Annotated in this window: 15 protein-coding genes and 1 tRNA gene; 11 read left to right on the forward strand and 5 right to left on the reverse strand. The window is 67.4% G+C overall.

What is annotated here, in order from left to right; all coding sequences use genetic code 11:
• The 3 genes from ACPPVQ_RS04970 to ACPPVQ_RS04980 all read left to right on the forward strand — a co-directional run bounded on the left by ACPPVQ_RS04970 (nt 1) and on the right by ACPPVQ_RS04980 (nt 3118).
• Nucleotides 1–1149, forward strand: a complete 1149-nt coding sequence (locus tag ACPPVQ_RS04970) for a UDP-N-acetylmuramate dehydrogenase (protein ID WP_426519239.1) — start codon at nt 1–3, stop codon at nt 1147–1149.
• A 180-nt stretch (nt 1150–1329) separates the two neighbouring features.
• Nucleotides 1330–2295: an ATP-binding cassette domain-containing protein gene (locus ACPPVQ_RS04975; RefSeq protein WP_426519241.1), complete on the forward strand. Its 966-nt coding sequence runs from the start codon at nt 1330–1332 to the stop codon at nt 2293–2295.
• Nucleotides 2296–2353: 58 nt separating this feature from the next.
• On the forward strand, nt 2354–3118 hold the full coding sequence (locus ACPPVQ_RS04980) for an ABC transporter permease (RefSeq protein WP_426519243.1): 765 nt from the start codon (nt 2354–2356) through the stop codon (nt 3116–3118).
• A gap of 86 nt (nt 3119–3204) precedes the next feature.
• On the opposite strand, the gene ACPPVQ_RS04985 is transcribed toward ACPPVQ_RS04980, so the two are convergent.
• The 4 genes from ACPPVQ_RS04985 to ACPPVQ_RS05000 are packed head-to-tail and all read right to left on the reverse strand — an operon-like array spanning nt 3205 to nt 6927.
• A complete protein-coding gene (locus tag ACPPVQ_RS04985; RefSeq protein WP_426519245.1) occupies nt 3205–4017 on the reverse strand; it encodes an ABC transporter permease in 813 nt (270 codons plus the stop codon).
• Entirely contained in the window at nt 4014–4901 is an 888-nt protein-coding gene (locus tag ACPPVQ_RS04990) for an ABC transporter ATP-binding protein (RefSeq protein ID WP_426519247.1), read from the reverse strand. The genes ACPPVQ_RS04985 and ACPPVQ_RS04990 overlap by 4 nt, the downstream gene beginning before the upstream one ends.
• Before the next feature lie 32 nt (nt 4902–4933).
• Nucleotides 4934–5308, reverse strand: coding sequence for a hypothetical protein (locus tag ACPPVQ_RS04995; RefSeq protein WP_426519249.1), 375 nt, complete (start codon nt 5306–5308; stop codon nt 4934–4936).
• Nucleotides 5305–6927, reverse strand: coding sequence for a PspC domain-containing protein (locus ACPPVQ_RS05000; protein ID WP_426519251.1), 1623 nt, complete (start codon nt 6925–6927; stop codon nt 5305–5307). The genes ACPPVQ_RS04995 and ACPPVQ_RS05000 overlap by 4 nt, the downstream gene beginning before the upstream one ends.
• A gap of 113 nt (nt 6928–7040) precedes the next feature.
• Here ACPPVQ_RS05000 and ACPPVQ_RS05005 point away from each other — a divergent pair, with 113 nt between their 5' ends.
• Together ACPPVQ_RS05005 and ACPPVQ_RS05010 are read left to right on the forward strand one after the other, a co-directional pair.
• A complete protein-coding gene (locus ACPPVQ_RS05005) occupies nt 7041–8243 on the forward strand; it encodes a PspC domain-containing protein (RefSeq protein ID WP_426519253.1) in 1203 nt (400 codons plus the stop codon).
• Complete coding sequence (locus tag ACPPVQ_RS05010) at nt 8240–8971, forward strand: LuxR C-terminal-related transcriptional regulator (protein WP_426519255.1); 732 nt, start codon at nt 8240–8242, stop codon at nt 8969–8971. The genes ACPPVQ_RS05005 and ACPPVQ_RS05010 overlap by 4 nt, the downstream gene beginning before the upstream one ends.
• A 37-nt stretch (nt 8972–9008) precedes the next feature.
• On the opposite strand, the gene ACPPVQ_RS05015 is transcribed toward ACPPVQ_RS05010, so the two are convergent.
• Nucleotides 9009–10208: a pyridoxal phosphate-dependent aminotransferase gene (locus tag ACPPVQ_RS05015; RefSeq protein WP_426519257.1), complete on the reverse strand. Its 1200-nt coding sequence runs from the start codon at nt 10206–10208 to the stop codon at nt 9009–9011.
• 218 nt (nt 10209–10426) lie between these two features.
• Here ACPPVQ_RS05015 and ACPPVQ_RS05020 point away from each other — a divergent pair.
• The 6 genes from ACPPVQ_RS05020 to ACPPVQ_RS05045 all read left to right on the forward strand — a co-directional run bounded on the left by ACPPVQ_RS05020 (nt 10427) and on the right by ACPPVQ_RS05045 (nt 15380).
• Nucleotides 10427–10499: transfer RNA gene (locus ACPPVQ_RS05020), tRNA-Trp, on the forward strand.
• 42 nt (nt 10500–10541) lie between these two features.
• Nucleotides 10542–10814, forward strand: a complete 273-nt coding sequence (gene secE, locus ACPPVQ_RS05025; RefSeq protein ID WP_426519259.1) for a preprotein translocase subunit SecE — start codon at nt 10542–10544, stop codon at nt 10812–10814.
• Nucleotides 10815–10915: 101 nt separating this feature from the next.
• Entirely contained in the window at nt 10916–11842 is a 927-nt protein-coding gene (nusG, locus tag ACPPVQ_RS05030; protein ID WP_426519261.1) for a transcription termination/antitermination protein NusG, read from the forward strand.
• A 99-nt stretch (nt 11843–11941) separates the two neighbouring features.
• Nucleotides 11942–12373, forward strand: coding sequence for a 50S ribosomal protein L11 (gene rplK, locus ACPPVQ_RS05035; RefSeq protein WP_163291354.1), 432 nt, complete (start codon nt 11942–11944; stop codon nt 12371–12373).
• A 112-nt stretch (nt 12374–12485) separates the two neighbouring features.
• Nucleotides 12486–13175 carry a 50S ribosomal protein L1 gene (gene rplA / locus ACPPVQ_RS05040; RefSeq protein WP_426519263.1) on the forward strand — a complete coding sequence of 230 codons (690 nt, stop codon included), beginning with the start codon at nt 12486–12488 and terminating at the stop codon, nt 13173–13175.
• 282 nt (nt 13176–13457) lie between these two features.
• A complete protein-coding gene (locus tag ACPPVQ_RS05045; protein ID WP_426519265.1) occupies nt 13458–15380 on the forward strand; it encodes a S53 family peptidase in 1923 nt (640 codons plus the stop codon).
• Nucleotides 15381–15488: the final 108 nt, after the last annotated feature.

Below are 15488 nucleotides of genomic sequence, written 5' to 3' on the forward strand. Positions count from 1 at the left end.
ATGACCGACCCTGCCATGGCATCCGCCGCCCCTGCGCTTTCGACCCTCACGACGATGAGGGTCGGGGGCGTGCCCGACCGGCTGATCGAGCCTGCGACCCGTGACGCTCTGGTCGCGGCGACACTCGACGTGTGGGCCGAGGGCGGCGACTGGCTGCTGCTCGGCGGCGGCTCGAACACGGTCGCGAGTGATGACGGCTTCCCGGGAACGGTCATCCGCGTGGTCACGCGGGGAATCGAACAGCTGGATGCGCCGGCCGGACGGGTGCGCATCAGGGTGGAGGCGGGGGAGCCGTGGGATGAGGTGGTCGCCTACGCCGCGCGTAACGGCTGGGCGGGTATCGAAGCGCTGTCGGGCATCCCCGGGTCGACCGGTGCTGCGCCGTTCCAGAACATCGGAGCGTACGGGCAGGAGCTCGCATCGACTGTGGTCGCGATCGAGTTCCTCGACTACGCCACCGGTGAGGTGCGCCGCATGACGCGGGCAGAGCTCGGGCTGGGCTACCGCACGTCGGCGCTGAAACGCGGCCTGGCCGGCGTGGTGCTCGCTGTCGAACTGGAGCTGACCGATGCCAACCAGCCGATGGGCGCGCCGCTGAGCGAGCCGGTCGCGTACGCACAGCTGGCCGATGCGCTCGGTGTGCCGCTCGGTTCCCGGGTCTCCGTCGCGGAGTTGCGCCGTGCCGTGATCGCGGTGCGCGCATCCAAAGGGATGGTGCTCGACCCCGATGACGTCGATTCGGTGAGCGCGGGTTCGTTCTTCACCAACCCGATCGTGTCCGAGAACTTCGCGCGGGGTCTGCCGGCGGCGGCTCCTCGCTGGCCGGTCGAACCGGCTGAGCCCGACGTCGTACGCGCGCTCGGCGCCGGTGGCGTGCATCCGGATGACGTCCCCCGGCTGGCCACAGGTCCCTACGAGGTCAAGCTGAGCGCTGCGTGGCTGATCGAACAGTCGGGTATCCGTCGCGGGTTCGCGCTGCCCGGCTCACGTGCAGCGATCTCGAGCAAGCACACACTGGCCCTGACGAACCGCGGCGACGCAGGGGCCGACGAGATCGTGCAGCTCGCGTCGTATGTGCAGGGGCGAGTGCAGGCGGAGTTCGGCGTCATCCTGCACCCCGAGCCTGTGCTGGTCGGCCTCTCGCTCTGAGCCTCCCCGGCTTTTGCCTCAGTGTCGGACGCTTGTGGTTTCCTAGTCTTGCGCCCGATTGCGATTGCGATATATCGTGAGTTTCGTATTCGCGATATATCGCGAACCGCGCCCACCGCTTCACCCCACCACACCGCACCCCCACCACACCCCGCATTTTCGACTCGACAAGGAGCCACGGTGATCCACGCCAGAGGACTCGCACGAACATTCGACACCAAGCGGGGGCGCGAACGCGTCGCCGTCACAGCGGTCGCCGGCGTCGACATCGACGTCGAAGAGGGAGAGATCGTCGGCTTCCTCGGCCCGAACGGCGCGGGAAAGACGACGACACTCCGCATGCTGACGACGCTGCTCAAGCCGACGTCCGGAACCGCGGTCGTCGCTGGGTACGACCTCGCAAAAGAGCCGATCAACGTCCGAAAGAGCATCGGGTACGTTTCGCAGAGCGGTTCGACCGCCGGCGAAGCCCGTGCCGGCGAAGAGATCGTCGACCACGGACTGCTCTACGGCATCTCCGCCGCCCAGGCCGAGCAACGCGGCAAAGAGCTCTTCGATCAGCTCGACCTCGAAGGCATGTGGAAACGCCAGCCCAAGACGATGTCGGGCGGCCAGCGCCGGCGGCTCGACATCGCGATGGGCCTGGTGCACGACCCCAGGCTCGTCTTCCTCGACGAGCCGACGACGGGGCTCGACCCCCAGGCGCGCGCAAACCTGTGGGTACACATCGGCAACCTGCGATCGCAGCGCGGCAGCACGGTCTTCCTCACGACGCACTATCTCGACGAGGCCGACGCGCTCTGCGATCGCATCCTCGTCATCGACCACGGCTCGATCGTCGCCGCCGACACACCGGATGCCCTCAAGCGCCAGGTGGCCGGCGACCTGATCGAACTTGTCCTGCACGACGTGTCGCACATCTCGACAGCGGCGGCGCAGCTCGCGCGCATCACCAGCGACACGGCGACGGATGTCAATGGTCTCGTCGTGAGCGCACGCGTGCCCAGCGCGGGTGGTGAACTCCCCGCCCTGCTCCGTTCGCTCGACGCGGCCGGCGTCGGCCTCGCCTCGATCGAGGTGCGCAGGCCGACGCTCGACGACGTCTTTCTCACCATGACCGGCCGCTCGCTGCGCGAAGACGCGTGAGCGACCCGCGCCGCGCATCCCGAGCATCCCGAGCACCCCACCGACGAGGACTCCGACCATGACTTTCGCACGACAGACCTGGATCATCTTCCGCCGCCAGATGCGGCTCGCACTCCGCAACCCCGCCTGGGTGATCATCGGGCTCGCCCAGCCGGTGCTCTACCTGGCCCTCTTCGGCCCGCTGCTGGTGCCTCTCGCAGCACAGATCGGCAACGTCAACGCCTACACGTTCTTCGTGCCGGGCCTGCTCGTGCAGCTCGGACTGTTCGGGGCGCTGTTCGCCGGCTTCGGCCTCATCTCGGAATGGCGCGAGGGCGTCGTCGAAGCCGAACGGGTCACCCCCGCGAGCCGCACGGCGCTCCTGCTGGGCCGTGTCGCCCGCGACATCGTGCTGCTCACGGTTCAGGGCATCCTGCTGATCGCGCTCGCGTTCCTGTTCGGGCTCACCGGGTCGATCCCCGGAATGATCTTCGGGCTCTTCCTCACGATGCTCCTGGGCGGCGCCTGTTCGGCGTCGTCGAACGCGCTCGCCCTGTCGACCAAGAGTGAGGATGTGCTGGCGCCTGTCCTCAACAGCATCGCGCTTCCTGTGCTGCTGCTGTCGGGCATCCTGCTGCCGATCAGCCTCGAGACGGGCGCGCCCCAGTGGCTGGTGACGGTGAGCGATTTCATGCCGATCAAGTACATCGTCAACGGGATCCGCGAGGCGTTCAAGGGCGACATCGCGACGCTCACGACGCTGTGGGGTCTCCTCTGGACGCTGGCGCTCTTCGCGGCCGGCCTGTGGATCGGCACGCGCACCTTCCGCAAAGACAACGCCTGAGACCTCGTCGGCGAGTGTGCCCGTTTCAGTCCAGCGTGCCCGCTACGCCAGGCACCCTCGACCGGAACGGACACGTTGGGCCGGCGCTACGTATCCTTGCGGATCCAGCGGAACGTCACCCGGCACGCGATGATGCCGGCGACCAGCCAGATCAGCAGCACGATCGCCGTCGCCTCGTGCTGCCAGCTGCCGCTCGGCTCGATCGCCTCGAAATTGTCGGGCAGGAACACACTCCGCATCCCTTGCGCGATCCATTTCAGCGGAAAGATGCTGGCGACGTTCTGCAGCCACGTCGGCAGCAGGTTGAATGCCAGGTAGACGCCCGAGATGAACTGGAGCACCAGCACGATCGGGATGATCACGGCCGTCGCGCTGCCACCTGATCGTGGAAGCGACGACAACGCGATCCCGAGCACCGCGCACGTGGTGATCCCGAGCAGGTACACCCACACGAACGTCACCCACTTCGCCGGATCGGTCGGCAACGCGACGTTGAAGACGAACCTCGCCATCACCAGCAGCAACGCGATCTGCAGCACACTCGTCGCGAGCACCTGCCCCATTTTGCCGATGAAGTACGAGATCACCGGCAGCGGAGAGCCGCCGAGACGTTTCAGGGTGCCGTCACCCTTCTCGCCGGCGATGTCCACTGCGAGGTTCTGCACCCCGCTCAACAGGATGCCTGCCGCGATCATCGCCGGGAGATAGTACGCGGCCTGGGTGATGCCTCCGGAGCCGTCCGGGTTCTTGCCGACATTGCCGAGCCCCTGGAACGCCACCGAGAAGATCCCGAGCATGACGACCGGGAACAGGAAGGTGAAGAAGATCGTGTCCCCCTGCCGGAAGTACACGCGCGTCTCGTAGCCGACGCGGCTGGCGCCCAGCCGAAGTGTCCTCATGCCGCGACCTGCGCATCCGCATCCCTGACGAGCCCCAGGTAGATGTCTTCGAGACTCGGCCGGATCACCTCGAGGTCCCGCGGCTCTCCGGCGCTGGCGACGAGCGCAGCCACGACGGCGGCCGGATGCTCGGTGCGCTCTTCGTGCTGCTCGCCGTTCGCGTCGCGCCAGCGCACGATCGGGATGCGCGCATCCGCACCCCCGATCTCGTCGACGGCACCGATGTCGACGAGCCGGCCCCTCGCGATCACGGCGACCCTGTCGCTCAGCTGTGCCGCCTCATCGAGGTAGTGGGTGGTGAGGAGGATGGTCGTTCCTTCGCGTTTCAGGCGGCGGATGAGCTCCCAGAACTCGTGTCGCGCCTCCGGGTCGAAGCCCGTGGTCGGCTCATCGAGGAACAGCATCTCCGGCCGGCCGACGAAGCCGAGTGCGACGTCGACGCGGCGGCGCTGGCCGCCCGAGAGATTCTTGATGCGCGTCTTCGCCTTCTCGGTCAGCCTGACGGCGGCGATCACTTCGTCGATGTCACGCGGATGCGGATAGAAGCCGGCGAAATGGGTCAACTGCTCGCGCACCGTCACATTTCCCGGCTCACCACTCGACTGGAGCACGATGCCCAGGCGCGCCTTCCAGTCGACGCCACCGCGATGCGGATCGAGCCCGAGCACCTGGGCGTTCCCGCCGGTGCGGTCCCGGTAGCCTTCCAGGATCTCGATCGTCGTGCTCTTTCCGGCGCCGTTCGGTCCGAGGAGGGAGAAGGTCTCGCCACGCGCGATGTCGAAGCTGACCCCGTCGAGCCCGGTGACCGATCCGTAGTGCTTGCGCAGGTCGCGCACGGAGACCGCCGCATCCGGATCGAGGGCGGCACTGTCGTCAGCGGTCATGGCTCAATGATGCCCTGCCGTGCCCCGGCCGCCTAGGTCTCGCGACGGCGCCTCTGGGCGTGGCGGATCAGCGTGAGCAGTGCCAGCAGGAGGACGAACACCCCCACGACCAGCACGCCCAGGATCCAGAATGCGCCGGGCGTGAGGGCCGACGCCCAGTCGGCCACGGCGAGCCGGCGTTCGGGCGAGCCGACGATGGCGAGGGTGGTGGCGGCGATCCCGGCGATGATCAGCCCCCAGACGATCGCCGCCCACCGGATGCGGGGACGCTCGAATCGCGGTAGCGCTGCCGGGGCTGCGGAAGGATCCGTCGTGATCGTGATCGCTGCGGGTTCTTCCGGCACCGCGGCAGCCGCATCCGGGACCACGCTTTCGAAGGGCTCGGTCTTGTCGTCGTTGTCGCTCATCCCTGTACTCCTGTCGGCTCCTGGTTGCGCTGCAGCTGCACTTCGCCGCCGGTCTGTTCGATGCGCACGATGACGTCCGGTGTGCGCTTGGGGCCGTCGACCCAGTCGTAATGGCACGCTCCGCTCGAGGTGCGCGCACATTCCGGGGTGGCGACGGGTCCGTGTCCTTCGGCGTAGGAGTAGAGGCTCGCACCGCTCAGCACGACCTCCATGCGGATCGTCGTCGTCGCATCGGTGAGCACGTACGTCGTGCCCGGGCCTTTCTGCAGGTCGATCACCGGTGTGCCCGGCGCGCCGCCCGCGGTCGTCGAATCGACGACGAGCGTCGTGTCGCCGACCGGCTGCGCATACGAAGCGGATGCCGTTGGGGCGAGCCAGGCCCCGACCGGTTGGAGAACCAACTGGCGATCGCGCGGGATGAAGGCCGTGGTCAGCGTCGCGACGAGCAGCAGGATCGACACGAAGCCGAGGAAGCCGCTGCGGCGCCGCAGGCCACCGGCGAGCACTCCGGCCAGGGCGAAGACGATCGTGGCGACGGCGAGGGATGCGGTCACTTCGTAGCCGTCGAATTCCAGCCGGTTGGTGACGACGATCGCGGTGATGGCGGATGCGATGAGCGCCAGTCCGATCGTCGCGAACACGTAGGCGGCGCTGGTTCGGGGATTCGCGAGGCGGTACTCCCGGCGTTGCTGTGCGGCGGCCGCTGCGTACGCCTGCGAGCGCGCCCGGTTCTCGGCCGAACGCTGTGCCCGGATCGCCCTCATGTCGGCGTCGTGCCGCGCCTTCCAGGCATTGTGCTCCACCTGCCAGGACGCATGGCGGGCTTTCCATGCGGCGTAGTCGTCGGCGGGCGCATCCGTCGGGGGAGCCGGCGGCTCCGTCGGTTCGGACGTAGTGTCGACGTGCGGCAGGGGCACGGTCGCAGCGGTGGCGCCGGCTGCTGCGGCTGCCGCGGTCGCGGGGTCAGCGGTCGCGGGGTCAGCGGTCGCGACGGTCATCGGTGCGGCGCCCGCAGCATCCGATGACGCGGGGGTCCCGGCTGCCGGCGATCCGTACCCTGGGCCGGCGGAGCCCGCGGAAGCCGTTCGCGGGTTCTGTGTCGAACCGCCGGCCCAGGGTGGCAGTTGGGCGCCGCGCGCAGCCCAGATGACGAACGCGACGATGAGCCCGATGATGAGGAGTGTCCAGAGGGAGCGTCCGATCGCCTCCGGCCAGGCGGGCGCGCCCCAGAACTGTGCGCCCGCCCACCAGATCCCTTGCGTGAACGGCAGGAACGACACCAGGGCGAGAACGCCGATCCCCACCATGGCGTTGTCGAATTCGCCGCGGACCAGCTTCTCCGCGTGGATCGTGTCGTTGCGGTCCGGCAGCAGGGCCCAGGCTGCCGCATAGAAGAGCGCGACCGGTGCGCCGAGCACTGCGGCGACGACGGCGATTCCGCGGACGATGAGGGGGTCGATGCCGATCCGGGCCGCGATGCCGGCGCACACGCCGCCGATCCACCCGTCGGCGCGGGGGATGCCGAGGCTGCGCATCCACCCGAAGAAGCGGTTCGAGCCCGGGGCGGCGCCTGCGCCTGCCCCGGCGGGCGGTTCCGGCTGAGTCTGCTGCTGTGACATGTCTCGATGCTCCCGCTGACGGCACGGCCGACGCTATGGGGTATCACCCTGAACCGACCCTGAATGATCGGCCCGCGGGTGCCGGGAGCGCAGAAACCTGCTTGGATTCTGACGTGAGCCAGACGTCTGCCGGAACCGCATCCACGCGTGGGCTGCGCCCGCTGGCGCGCCCGCGCGACTGCCTGCTCGGCGGTGTCTCGGTGGCGCTCGCCGACCACCTGGGCTGGTCGGTCGCCGTCGTGCGCTGGAGTTTCATCGCCCTCGCATTCGTCGGCGGTGCGGGCATCCTCCTCTACCTGTGGCTCTGGGCCCTGACACCGCTGCGCGAACCGGACCCCACAGCACCGGATGCTGTTGCCGTGCACCGGCGTGTCCCCGTCGCGTGGCTGCTTGTCGCGGCTGCCGTGGTGAGCGGTGTGACCGGGGCGGCGGCTGCAGCCGTCACCGGATCGGGGCAGGCCCTGCTGGTGTCGGTACTCGCCATGGTCGCGCTCGCCGTGGGCGGCGTCGCCTGGGACCAGTTCGCAGACAGCAGCGAAGTCGTGCCACGGGCCGCATCCTCGACCGCGCTCCGCGTGACGGCGGGAGCGTTCCTCCTCGCGATGGGCGCGGTGCTGACCGCAGGCGCGGGGCGTGCCGACTCGGGCTGGGTGTGGCTGCTCGTGATCGTGACCGTCTTCGCGGGTGCGGCCGTTCTGCTCGGACCATGGGCCATCCGGCTCTGGCGGGAGCTGATCGCCGAACGCACCGCCCGCGTGCGTGAAGAGCAGCGAGCGGAGATCGCCGCCCACCTGCACGACTCGGTGCTGCAGACGCTTGCCCTCATCCAGAACCGTGCGGGCGCGTCCAGCGAGGTCGCGCGGATCGCGCGGGCGCAGGAGCGCGAACTGCGCGACTGGCTCTACGCGCGTGCCGAGGCGCCGAACCGAGACCTGGCCACCGAGATCCGGGACTTCGCTGCGGCGCTCGAACTCGAGCATCCCGCGCGCATCGACGTGGTCGCTGTCGGTGAGCCGGTGGACGCCGTCACACCGGAACTGGCCGCCGCCGCACGAGAGGCCATGCTGAATGCGGCGCGCCATGCCGGCGGCGATGTCTCGGTATACCTGGAGAACTCGGGCGGCGCTGTCGACGTGTTCATCCGCGATCGCGGGCCGGGGTTCGATTTGTCCGCGGTGCCAGAAGACCGCCTCGGCGTGCGTGAGTCCATCATCGGCCGGATGCGGCGGGCGGGCGGCCAGGCGACGGTATCCTCCGGAGCAGGCGGCACGGGAACCGAAGTGCACCTGCACCTCGAGCACTGGAGCGAGCAATGAGCGAGACAGGCGAGACGGGCGAGACGCGCGAGACGGGCGAGACGCGCGCGTCAGGAGCCCCGGAGTCGGCGGCCCCCGAAGGCATCACGGTCGCGATCGTCGACGACCACTCGATCTTCCGTTCCGGCCTGCGCGCCGACCTCGATCCGCGCCTCGTCGTAGTGGCGGAGGCGGCGGATGTGGATGCTGCCGTCGCGGCGATCGTCGCGTCGCGCCCGGCCGTGGTGCTGCTCGACGTGCACCTGCCGGGCGGTGCCGGCGGCGGGGGAGCCGAAGTGGTGAGGCGTACCATCGCGGACGCGCCGGAGACACGTTTCCTGGCGCTGAGCGTGTCGGATGCGGCGGAAGACGTTGTCGGCGTCATCCGTGCGGGCGCCCGCGGCTACCTGACCAAGGGGAGCTCGGGGGATGACGTGAGCCGCGCCGTCATGGCCGTCGCGAGCGGCGATGCCGTCTTCTCGCCCCGGCTGGCGGGTTTCGTTCTGGATGCGTTCGGCGCCGCGGCCGGCGAACAGGCCGAGGCCGTCGACGAGCTCGACCGGCTCTCGGTGCGGGAGCGGGAGGTGATGCGCCTGATCGCACGTGGATTCTCGTACAAGGAGGTCGCGGCAGAGCTCTTCATCTCGGTGAAGACGGTCGAGACGCATGTGTCGGCTGTGCTGCGCAAGCTGCAGCTCTCGTCGCGCCACGAGCTGACCGCGTGGGCTCTCGAGCGCAAGCTGCTCTGAGTTTCACGAGCGGGCACACTCGACCCTTCGAGCGGGGTCAGGCGAAGAGGCGCTGGAGGCGGCGGACTCCCTCAAGGAGCTCGTCGTCGCCGAGGGCGTACGAGAGGCGCAGATACCCGGAGGGACCGAACGCCTCACCGGGCACCGTCGCGACTTCGGCCTGCTCGAGGATGAGGTCGGCCAGTTCGAGCGATGTGGTCGGCGTCACGCCGCCCCAGGACCGCCCGAGCAGGCCGGTGACATCCGGGTAGACGTAGAACGCGCCGAGGGGCGTCGGCGTGCGCACGCCCGGGATCGCGTTCAGCTCGGCCACGATCGTCTTTCGGCGGCGGTCGAACGCCTGGCGCATCTGCTCTTCGGCCTCCTGCGGACCGGTGAGCGCCTCAAGGGCCGCCCGCTGGGAGATGTTGGACACATTGGACGAGAGATGCGACTGCAGGTTGCCGGCGGCGGCGATGACGTCGGCCGGGCCGACCATCCACCCCACACGCCAGCCGGTCATCGCGTACGTCTTGGCCACCCCGTTCACGAGGATGGTGCGGTCGGCGAGAGCAGGCACGGCCTCGACGATCGACACGGCCTTAACGCCGTCGTAGGTGAGGTTCTGGTAGATCTCGTCGCTGATCACCCAGAGGCCGTTCTCGTCGGCCCACTCGCCGATGGCCTTCGTCTGCTCCGGTGTGTATACCGACCCGGTGGGGTTCGACGGCGAGACGAACAGCAGCACCTTGGTGCGGTCCGTGCGGGCGGCTTCGAGCTGGTCGACCGTGACCAGGTAGTCCTGGTCGGCGCCGGCGAAGACGTCGACCTGCGTTCCACCGGCCAGTTTGATCGCCTCCGGGTAGGTGGTCCAGTACGGCGTCGGAACGAGAACCTCGTCTCCCGGGTCGAGCAGCGTGGCGAAGGCCTGGTAGACCGCCTGCTTTCCGCCGTTGGTGACGACGACCTGGGATGCGCCGACCTCCAGCCCGGAGTCGCGCAGCGTCTTCGCCGCGATGGCCTCGCGAAGCTCGGGCAGCCCTGCTGCCGGCGTATACCGGTAGTTGCGGGGATCGCGCACCGCGGCCAGCGCGGCCTCGACGATGTTGTCCGGTGTGACGAAGTCGGGTTCGCCGGCGGCGTAGCTGATCACCGGTCGGCCCTGCGCTTTCAGCGCCTTGGCCTTGGCATCGACCTTGAGGGTGGCGGACTCCGCGATGGAGCCGATTCTGTTCGAAATTCGCTGCGATGCGGTCACCGTTCCAGCATAGGGCGGGTGGTGGATGCGTGACCGGGGCCCTCGACTTTACAGTGCTGCACGTCTCACCTACACTTGTTCGAGGTAGTTGAAATCTGCCATGCTTTTTTGCGCCCATTTTTGGCAGAGCAACCGCGTTGCTCCGTGAGGAACCTCGGAGCTTCTTCGAGTAACCTGAAGCCTGAGACGAGCGTGAGAGGGTGTCGCGATTCATCCCTAGGGCGGTGGCTCAATTGGTAGAGCAGCGGTCTCCAAAACCGCAGGTTGCAGGTTCAAGTCCTGTCCGCCCTGCAAGTCGGCATTCACGTGTCGGCCCACGAAAGGTGTAACTAGGTGGCCCGAAAAGTTATCGACGAGCCGAGCGAGGAAATCGTCGCAAACGCGAAAAAGGACCGTGCTGAGAAGCGCGGGCCTTTCGCGAGGTTCGCCCTGTTCATCCGCCAGGTGTTCCTGGAGCTGAGAAAGGTCGTGACGCCGACGCGTCGCGAGCTGCTCAGCTACACGGGTGTCGTGCTGGTGTTCGTGGTCATCATGATGGCGTTGGTGTCGTTGCTCGACTGGGTCTTCGGGCTCGCCGTCGTGTGGGTGTTCGGTAACCCGAAGTAGCCCACCGCACGTCCGCCGGAGCTTCCGGTAACGGTGTTGATGAACTCGGGCCGGTTGCGCGCGGGGTTGCACCGGCAAACAAGAGAAATGGAATGAATTCAGTGTCTGAGACAAATCGCGACGACGTGGACTGGGCGACCGCAGCCGAGCAGTCCTCCGAAGACGATGAGGCGCAGACCGGCAACGTTCTGGCCTCGCAGGAAGACTCGGTCGACCCGGCCGAGCAGGAGGCGCTTCACATCGTGGCCGAAGACGGAACCGAGATCGACCTCGACGCCGTGCTCGACGCCATGGCGGAGGCCGTCGACCCCGAGGCGGACCGCGTCGTGGACGAAGCGCTCGAAGTCGACTCCGCCGAAGAGGCCGAAGCTGCTGTCGAGGCCGTCGAAGACGAAGAGGCCAGCCCGGCCGACCCCTACGAAGAATTCCGCGCCGAGCTGCGCAGCAAGCCCGGCAAGTGGTACGTCATCCACTCCTACGCAGGTTTCGAGCGTCGGGTGAAGTCGAACATCGAGAACCGCATGGTGTCGATGTCGATGGAAGATTTCATCTTCCAGGTCGAGGTTCCGATGGAAGACGTCGTCGAGATCAAGAACGGCCAGCGCAAGATGGTCAACCGCGTGCGCATCCCCGGCTACGTGCTGGTGCGCATGGACCTCAACGAAGACAGCTGGTCGGTCATCCGCCACACTCCGGGCGTCACGGGCTTCGTCGGCAACTCGCACAACCCGACCCCGCTCCGCTTCGAAGAAGCGTTCTCGATGCTGAAGAGCCTCGTGCAGATCCAGGAGGCTCCTGCTGCGAAGGGTGGAGGCGCGAAGGGTGGCAAGGCTGCCGCGCGTGTCATCCCCGCTGAGGTCGACTTCGAGATCGGCGAGACGATCACCATCAAGGAAGGATCGTTCGCCGGCCTCCCCGGTTCGATCAGCGAGATCAAGCCCGAGAGCGGAAAGCTCACGGTGCTCGTGTCGCTCTTCGAGCGCGAGACTCCGGTCGAGCTCAGCTTCGACCAGGTCACCAAGCTCTAACACGATTTTCAGTTCACCGGGTCTCGGAACGGCCGAGAAACCGGGAGAGCGGACCGGGTTCGCCCGTGAAGCTCGAATACCCACAAAGAAGGAAGAAACATGGCACCGAAGAAGAAGGTCACTGGTCTGATTAAGCTTCAGATCAATGCCGGCGCCGCCAACCCTGCACCGCCTATCGGTCCGGCGCTCGGTCAGCACGGCGTGAACATCATGGAGTTCTGCAAGGCGTACAACGCGGCCACCGAGTCGCAGCGCGGCAACGTCATCCCGGTTGAGATCACCGTGTACGAGGACCGCTCGTTCACGTTCATCCTGAAGACGCCGCCCGCAGCCGAGCTCATCAAGAAGGCTGCAGGAGTCGCCAAGGGTTCCGGCACGCCGCACACCGTCAAGGTTGCGAAGCTGAGCCAGGAGCAGGTCCGCTCGATCGCCGAGCAGAAGATGGTCGACCTCAACGCGAACGACATCGACGCTGCGTCGAAGATCATCGCCGGCACTGCCCGCTCCATGGGCATCACGGTCGAGGGCTAAGCGCCCAGCACACGCTGGCGCCCCTGCGGCGCGACGCTTCCCTCCCCCCAGGAAAGACGTGGCAGAGCCAGCCAGGCTCATCCAGACCACAATCTCGAATCAGGAGAAACAAATGGCACAGAAGTCCAAGGCCTACCGGGCCGCGGCCGACAAGATCGAGCCCGGAAAGTACTACACCCCCAGCGAAGCCGTCGCCCTCGCACGCGAGACCGGCTCCGCGAAGTTCAACTCGACCGTCGAGGTCGCACTCAAGCTCGGCGTCGACCCGCGTAAGGCGGACCAGATGGTCCGCGGTACCGTCATTCTTCCTCACGGTACCGGCAAGACCGCGCGCGTCATCGTGTTCGCGACCGGCCCCGCGGCCGAAGCGGCGATCGCGGCAGGCGCTGACGAGGTCGGCGGCGCCGAGCTCATCGAGAAGGTCGCCGGCGGCTACACCTCGTTCGACTCGGCAGTCTCGACCCCGGAGCTCATGGGCCAGGTCGGTCGCCTCGGTAAGGTGCTCGGCCCCCGTGGCCTCATGCCTAACCCGAAGACCGGAACCGTGACGCCCGACGTCGCGAAGGCCGTCTCCGACATCAAGGGCGGAAAGATCGAGTTCCGCGTCGACAAGCACTCCAACGTGCACTTCGTCGTCGGCAAGGCGGGCTTCACCGCCGAGCAGCTGGACGACAACCTCCGCACTGCGCTCGAAGAGGTCGTTCGACTGAAGCCGTCGTCGTCGAAGGGTCGCTACATCCAGAAAGGCGCCGTGTCGACCACGTTCGGCCCCGGCATCCCCCTGGACGTCAACGCGATCTAGTCGTACCCACGTCGTGAAGGCCCGCTCCCCTCGGGGGGGCGGGCCTTTTCGCATCCCACATGCATGCGTTCTTTCCGTCGTGCAAAACGTCCGACAGACCTGTCTACCCCATCTTGTGGCTAGAACGCGCTGGGGTCTACTGTCGCGATTACGTGCGCGCCCGCGCACCATCTCGCTGCCGAGTAAAGGACGACATTCATGGCATCTCGCGTCATACGTCGCACCCTCCACAAGAGGGCCGTCGGAATCCTGGCTACAGCGACCGCTGTAGTCGCTTTATCGATGACGGGCCTATCGGGAGCGAACGCGGGCGACCATGTCTCGTACGGCTCCTCGGTGCCGAAGTGGGCGACGAGCGCGAACGATGCCGGTGCGGCACCCTCGGCCAAGACGTTCGAGGGCGAGATCTACCTCCCGCTCCGCGACCTCGCCGGTGCCACGGCGCTGGCAAAGGCGGTTTCCTCACCGCTGAGCCCCCGGTACCGTCACGGCCTGAGCCCTGACGCCTGGATCGCCCGGTTCGCTCCGACACAAGCGGACTTCAACGCGGTGGTTTCGTACCTCAAGAGCCGGGGGTTCACTCTCAACGGTGTTCCCAAGAGCCGCGAGTACGTCGTCTTCCGCGGCACCGCCGCCCAGTTCGGGGCCGCTTTCGGTACCACGATGCACACCTACAACGTTGCGAAGCACCGTCTCGCAGCTCCGTCGCACGCGCCGTCGTTGCCGGCGGCCCTCGCATCGAAAGTCTCGGCGATCAGCCTCGACCAGAGCCGCACGCTCACCCGGCCCGACGACGTGAAGCCGGACGAGCCTTCGGGAACGACCGCGACCGCACCGGCGCCTGCACCCCAGGCCACACGTACCCCGGCCGTGCTGGACTATCCGTGCTCGAACTACTTCGGCGAGCATGTCGGAACCGTACCGGCGGCCTACAACGGCCAGACGACGTACGGCACATTCGTCTGCGGGTATACGCCGTCGCAGCTGCGATCGGCCTACGGCCTGAACGGGCTGGCGAAGGTGGGCGTCACCGGAGCCGGCCAGACGATCGCGATCATCGACGCGTATGCGTCGCCGACGATCGTCAAGGACGTCAACACGTACACGGCGGCAATCGGCGAGCCCGGGCTCACTGCGTCGAACTACTCGCAGATCGTTCCCAAGCCCAGTGACTTCGTCGACCAGGCTGCGTGTGCGCAGCCGAGCGGCTGGCAGCCGGAGCAGTCGCTGGACGTCGAATCGTCCCACGGCGTCGCGCCTGGTGCGAAGATCCTGTACGTCGGAGGGTTCAACTGCGGTGGCGGCCTCGATGTGGCGATGTCGACCATCCTCGACAACGGACTCTCCAACATCGTGAGCAACAGCTACGGCAACGCCGGCGAGGCCGTTCCGGCGGGTACGATCCGCGGTGAGGAGAACCTCCACCTCCAGGCGGCAGGTGAAGGAATCGGCCTCTACTTCTCGAGTGGTGACAGGGGCGACGAAACCGGCCTTCTCGGGTACGCCTCTCCGGACTACCCGGCGTCGTCACCGTGGGTGACCTCGGTCGGTGGAACGAGCATCGGCATCGACAAGTCGGGGAAGATCTCTTTCGAAGCCGGCTGGGGATCGACGCGCGATCTGATCATGACCGATTCAACGGGTGTCCTGTCGTACCAGGCGGCCCTGCCGGGGGCCGAGTTCAGGGGTGGTGCCGGTGGCGGAACGAGTGCGCTCTTCCCGGAGCCGGACTACCAGCGTGGAATCGTTCCGAGCTCGCTCTCGAAGGGCTTCCGCGTTTCGCCCGACATTGCGGCGATCGCGGATCCGTACACCGGGTTCCTGATCGGGTACAGCCCGATCGTCAACGACGGCACGCTCGCGACAGGATCGTTCGGAACGCTGGACATCGGTGGAACGTCGCTCTCGACGCCGGTGCTCGCCGCGCAGATCGCGATCGTGCAGCAGGCGACGCACTCGAGGATCGGGTTCGCCAATCCGACGCTGTACGGTCTGGACCGCATTCTTCCGAGCAGTTTCCGCGACGTCGTGCCGCAGAACCCGCCGCAGGGTGTCGCCTTCACCAGCTCGGCCACGGGGAACAGCTATCTCGTCACCTTCGACACCGACACGTCGCTGAAGACCGCGAAGGGCTATGACGACGTGACGGGCCTGGGCGGGGTGAGGTTCACCCTGCTCACGCTGCTGGCATCCGGGCGGCACTAGCCGGTCCGTAAGACGAGGGGCGGTCGCGTTTCGGGGCGCGGCCGCCCTTCTTTGCGCCCGGCCGACCAGCCGGAAAAGTACTGGTAGTGCCGCTACCGGTAGTGCTAC

It is taken from the genome of Leifsonia sp. McL0618 (genome assembly GCF_049994905.1).
Classification (GTDB): Bacteria; Actinomycetota; Actinomycetes; order Actinomycetales; family Microbacteriaceae; genus Diaminobutyricibacter.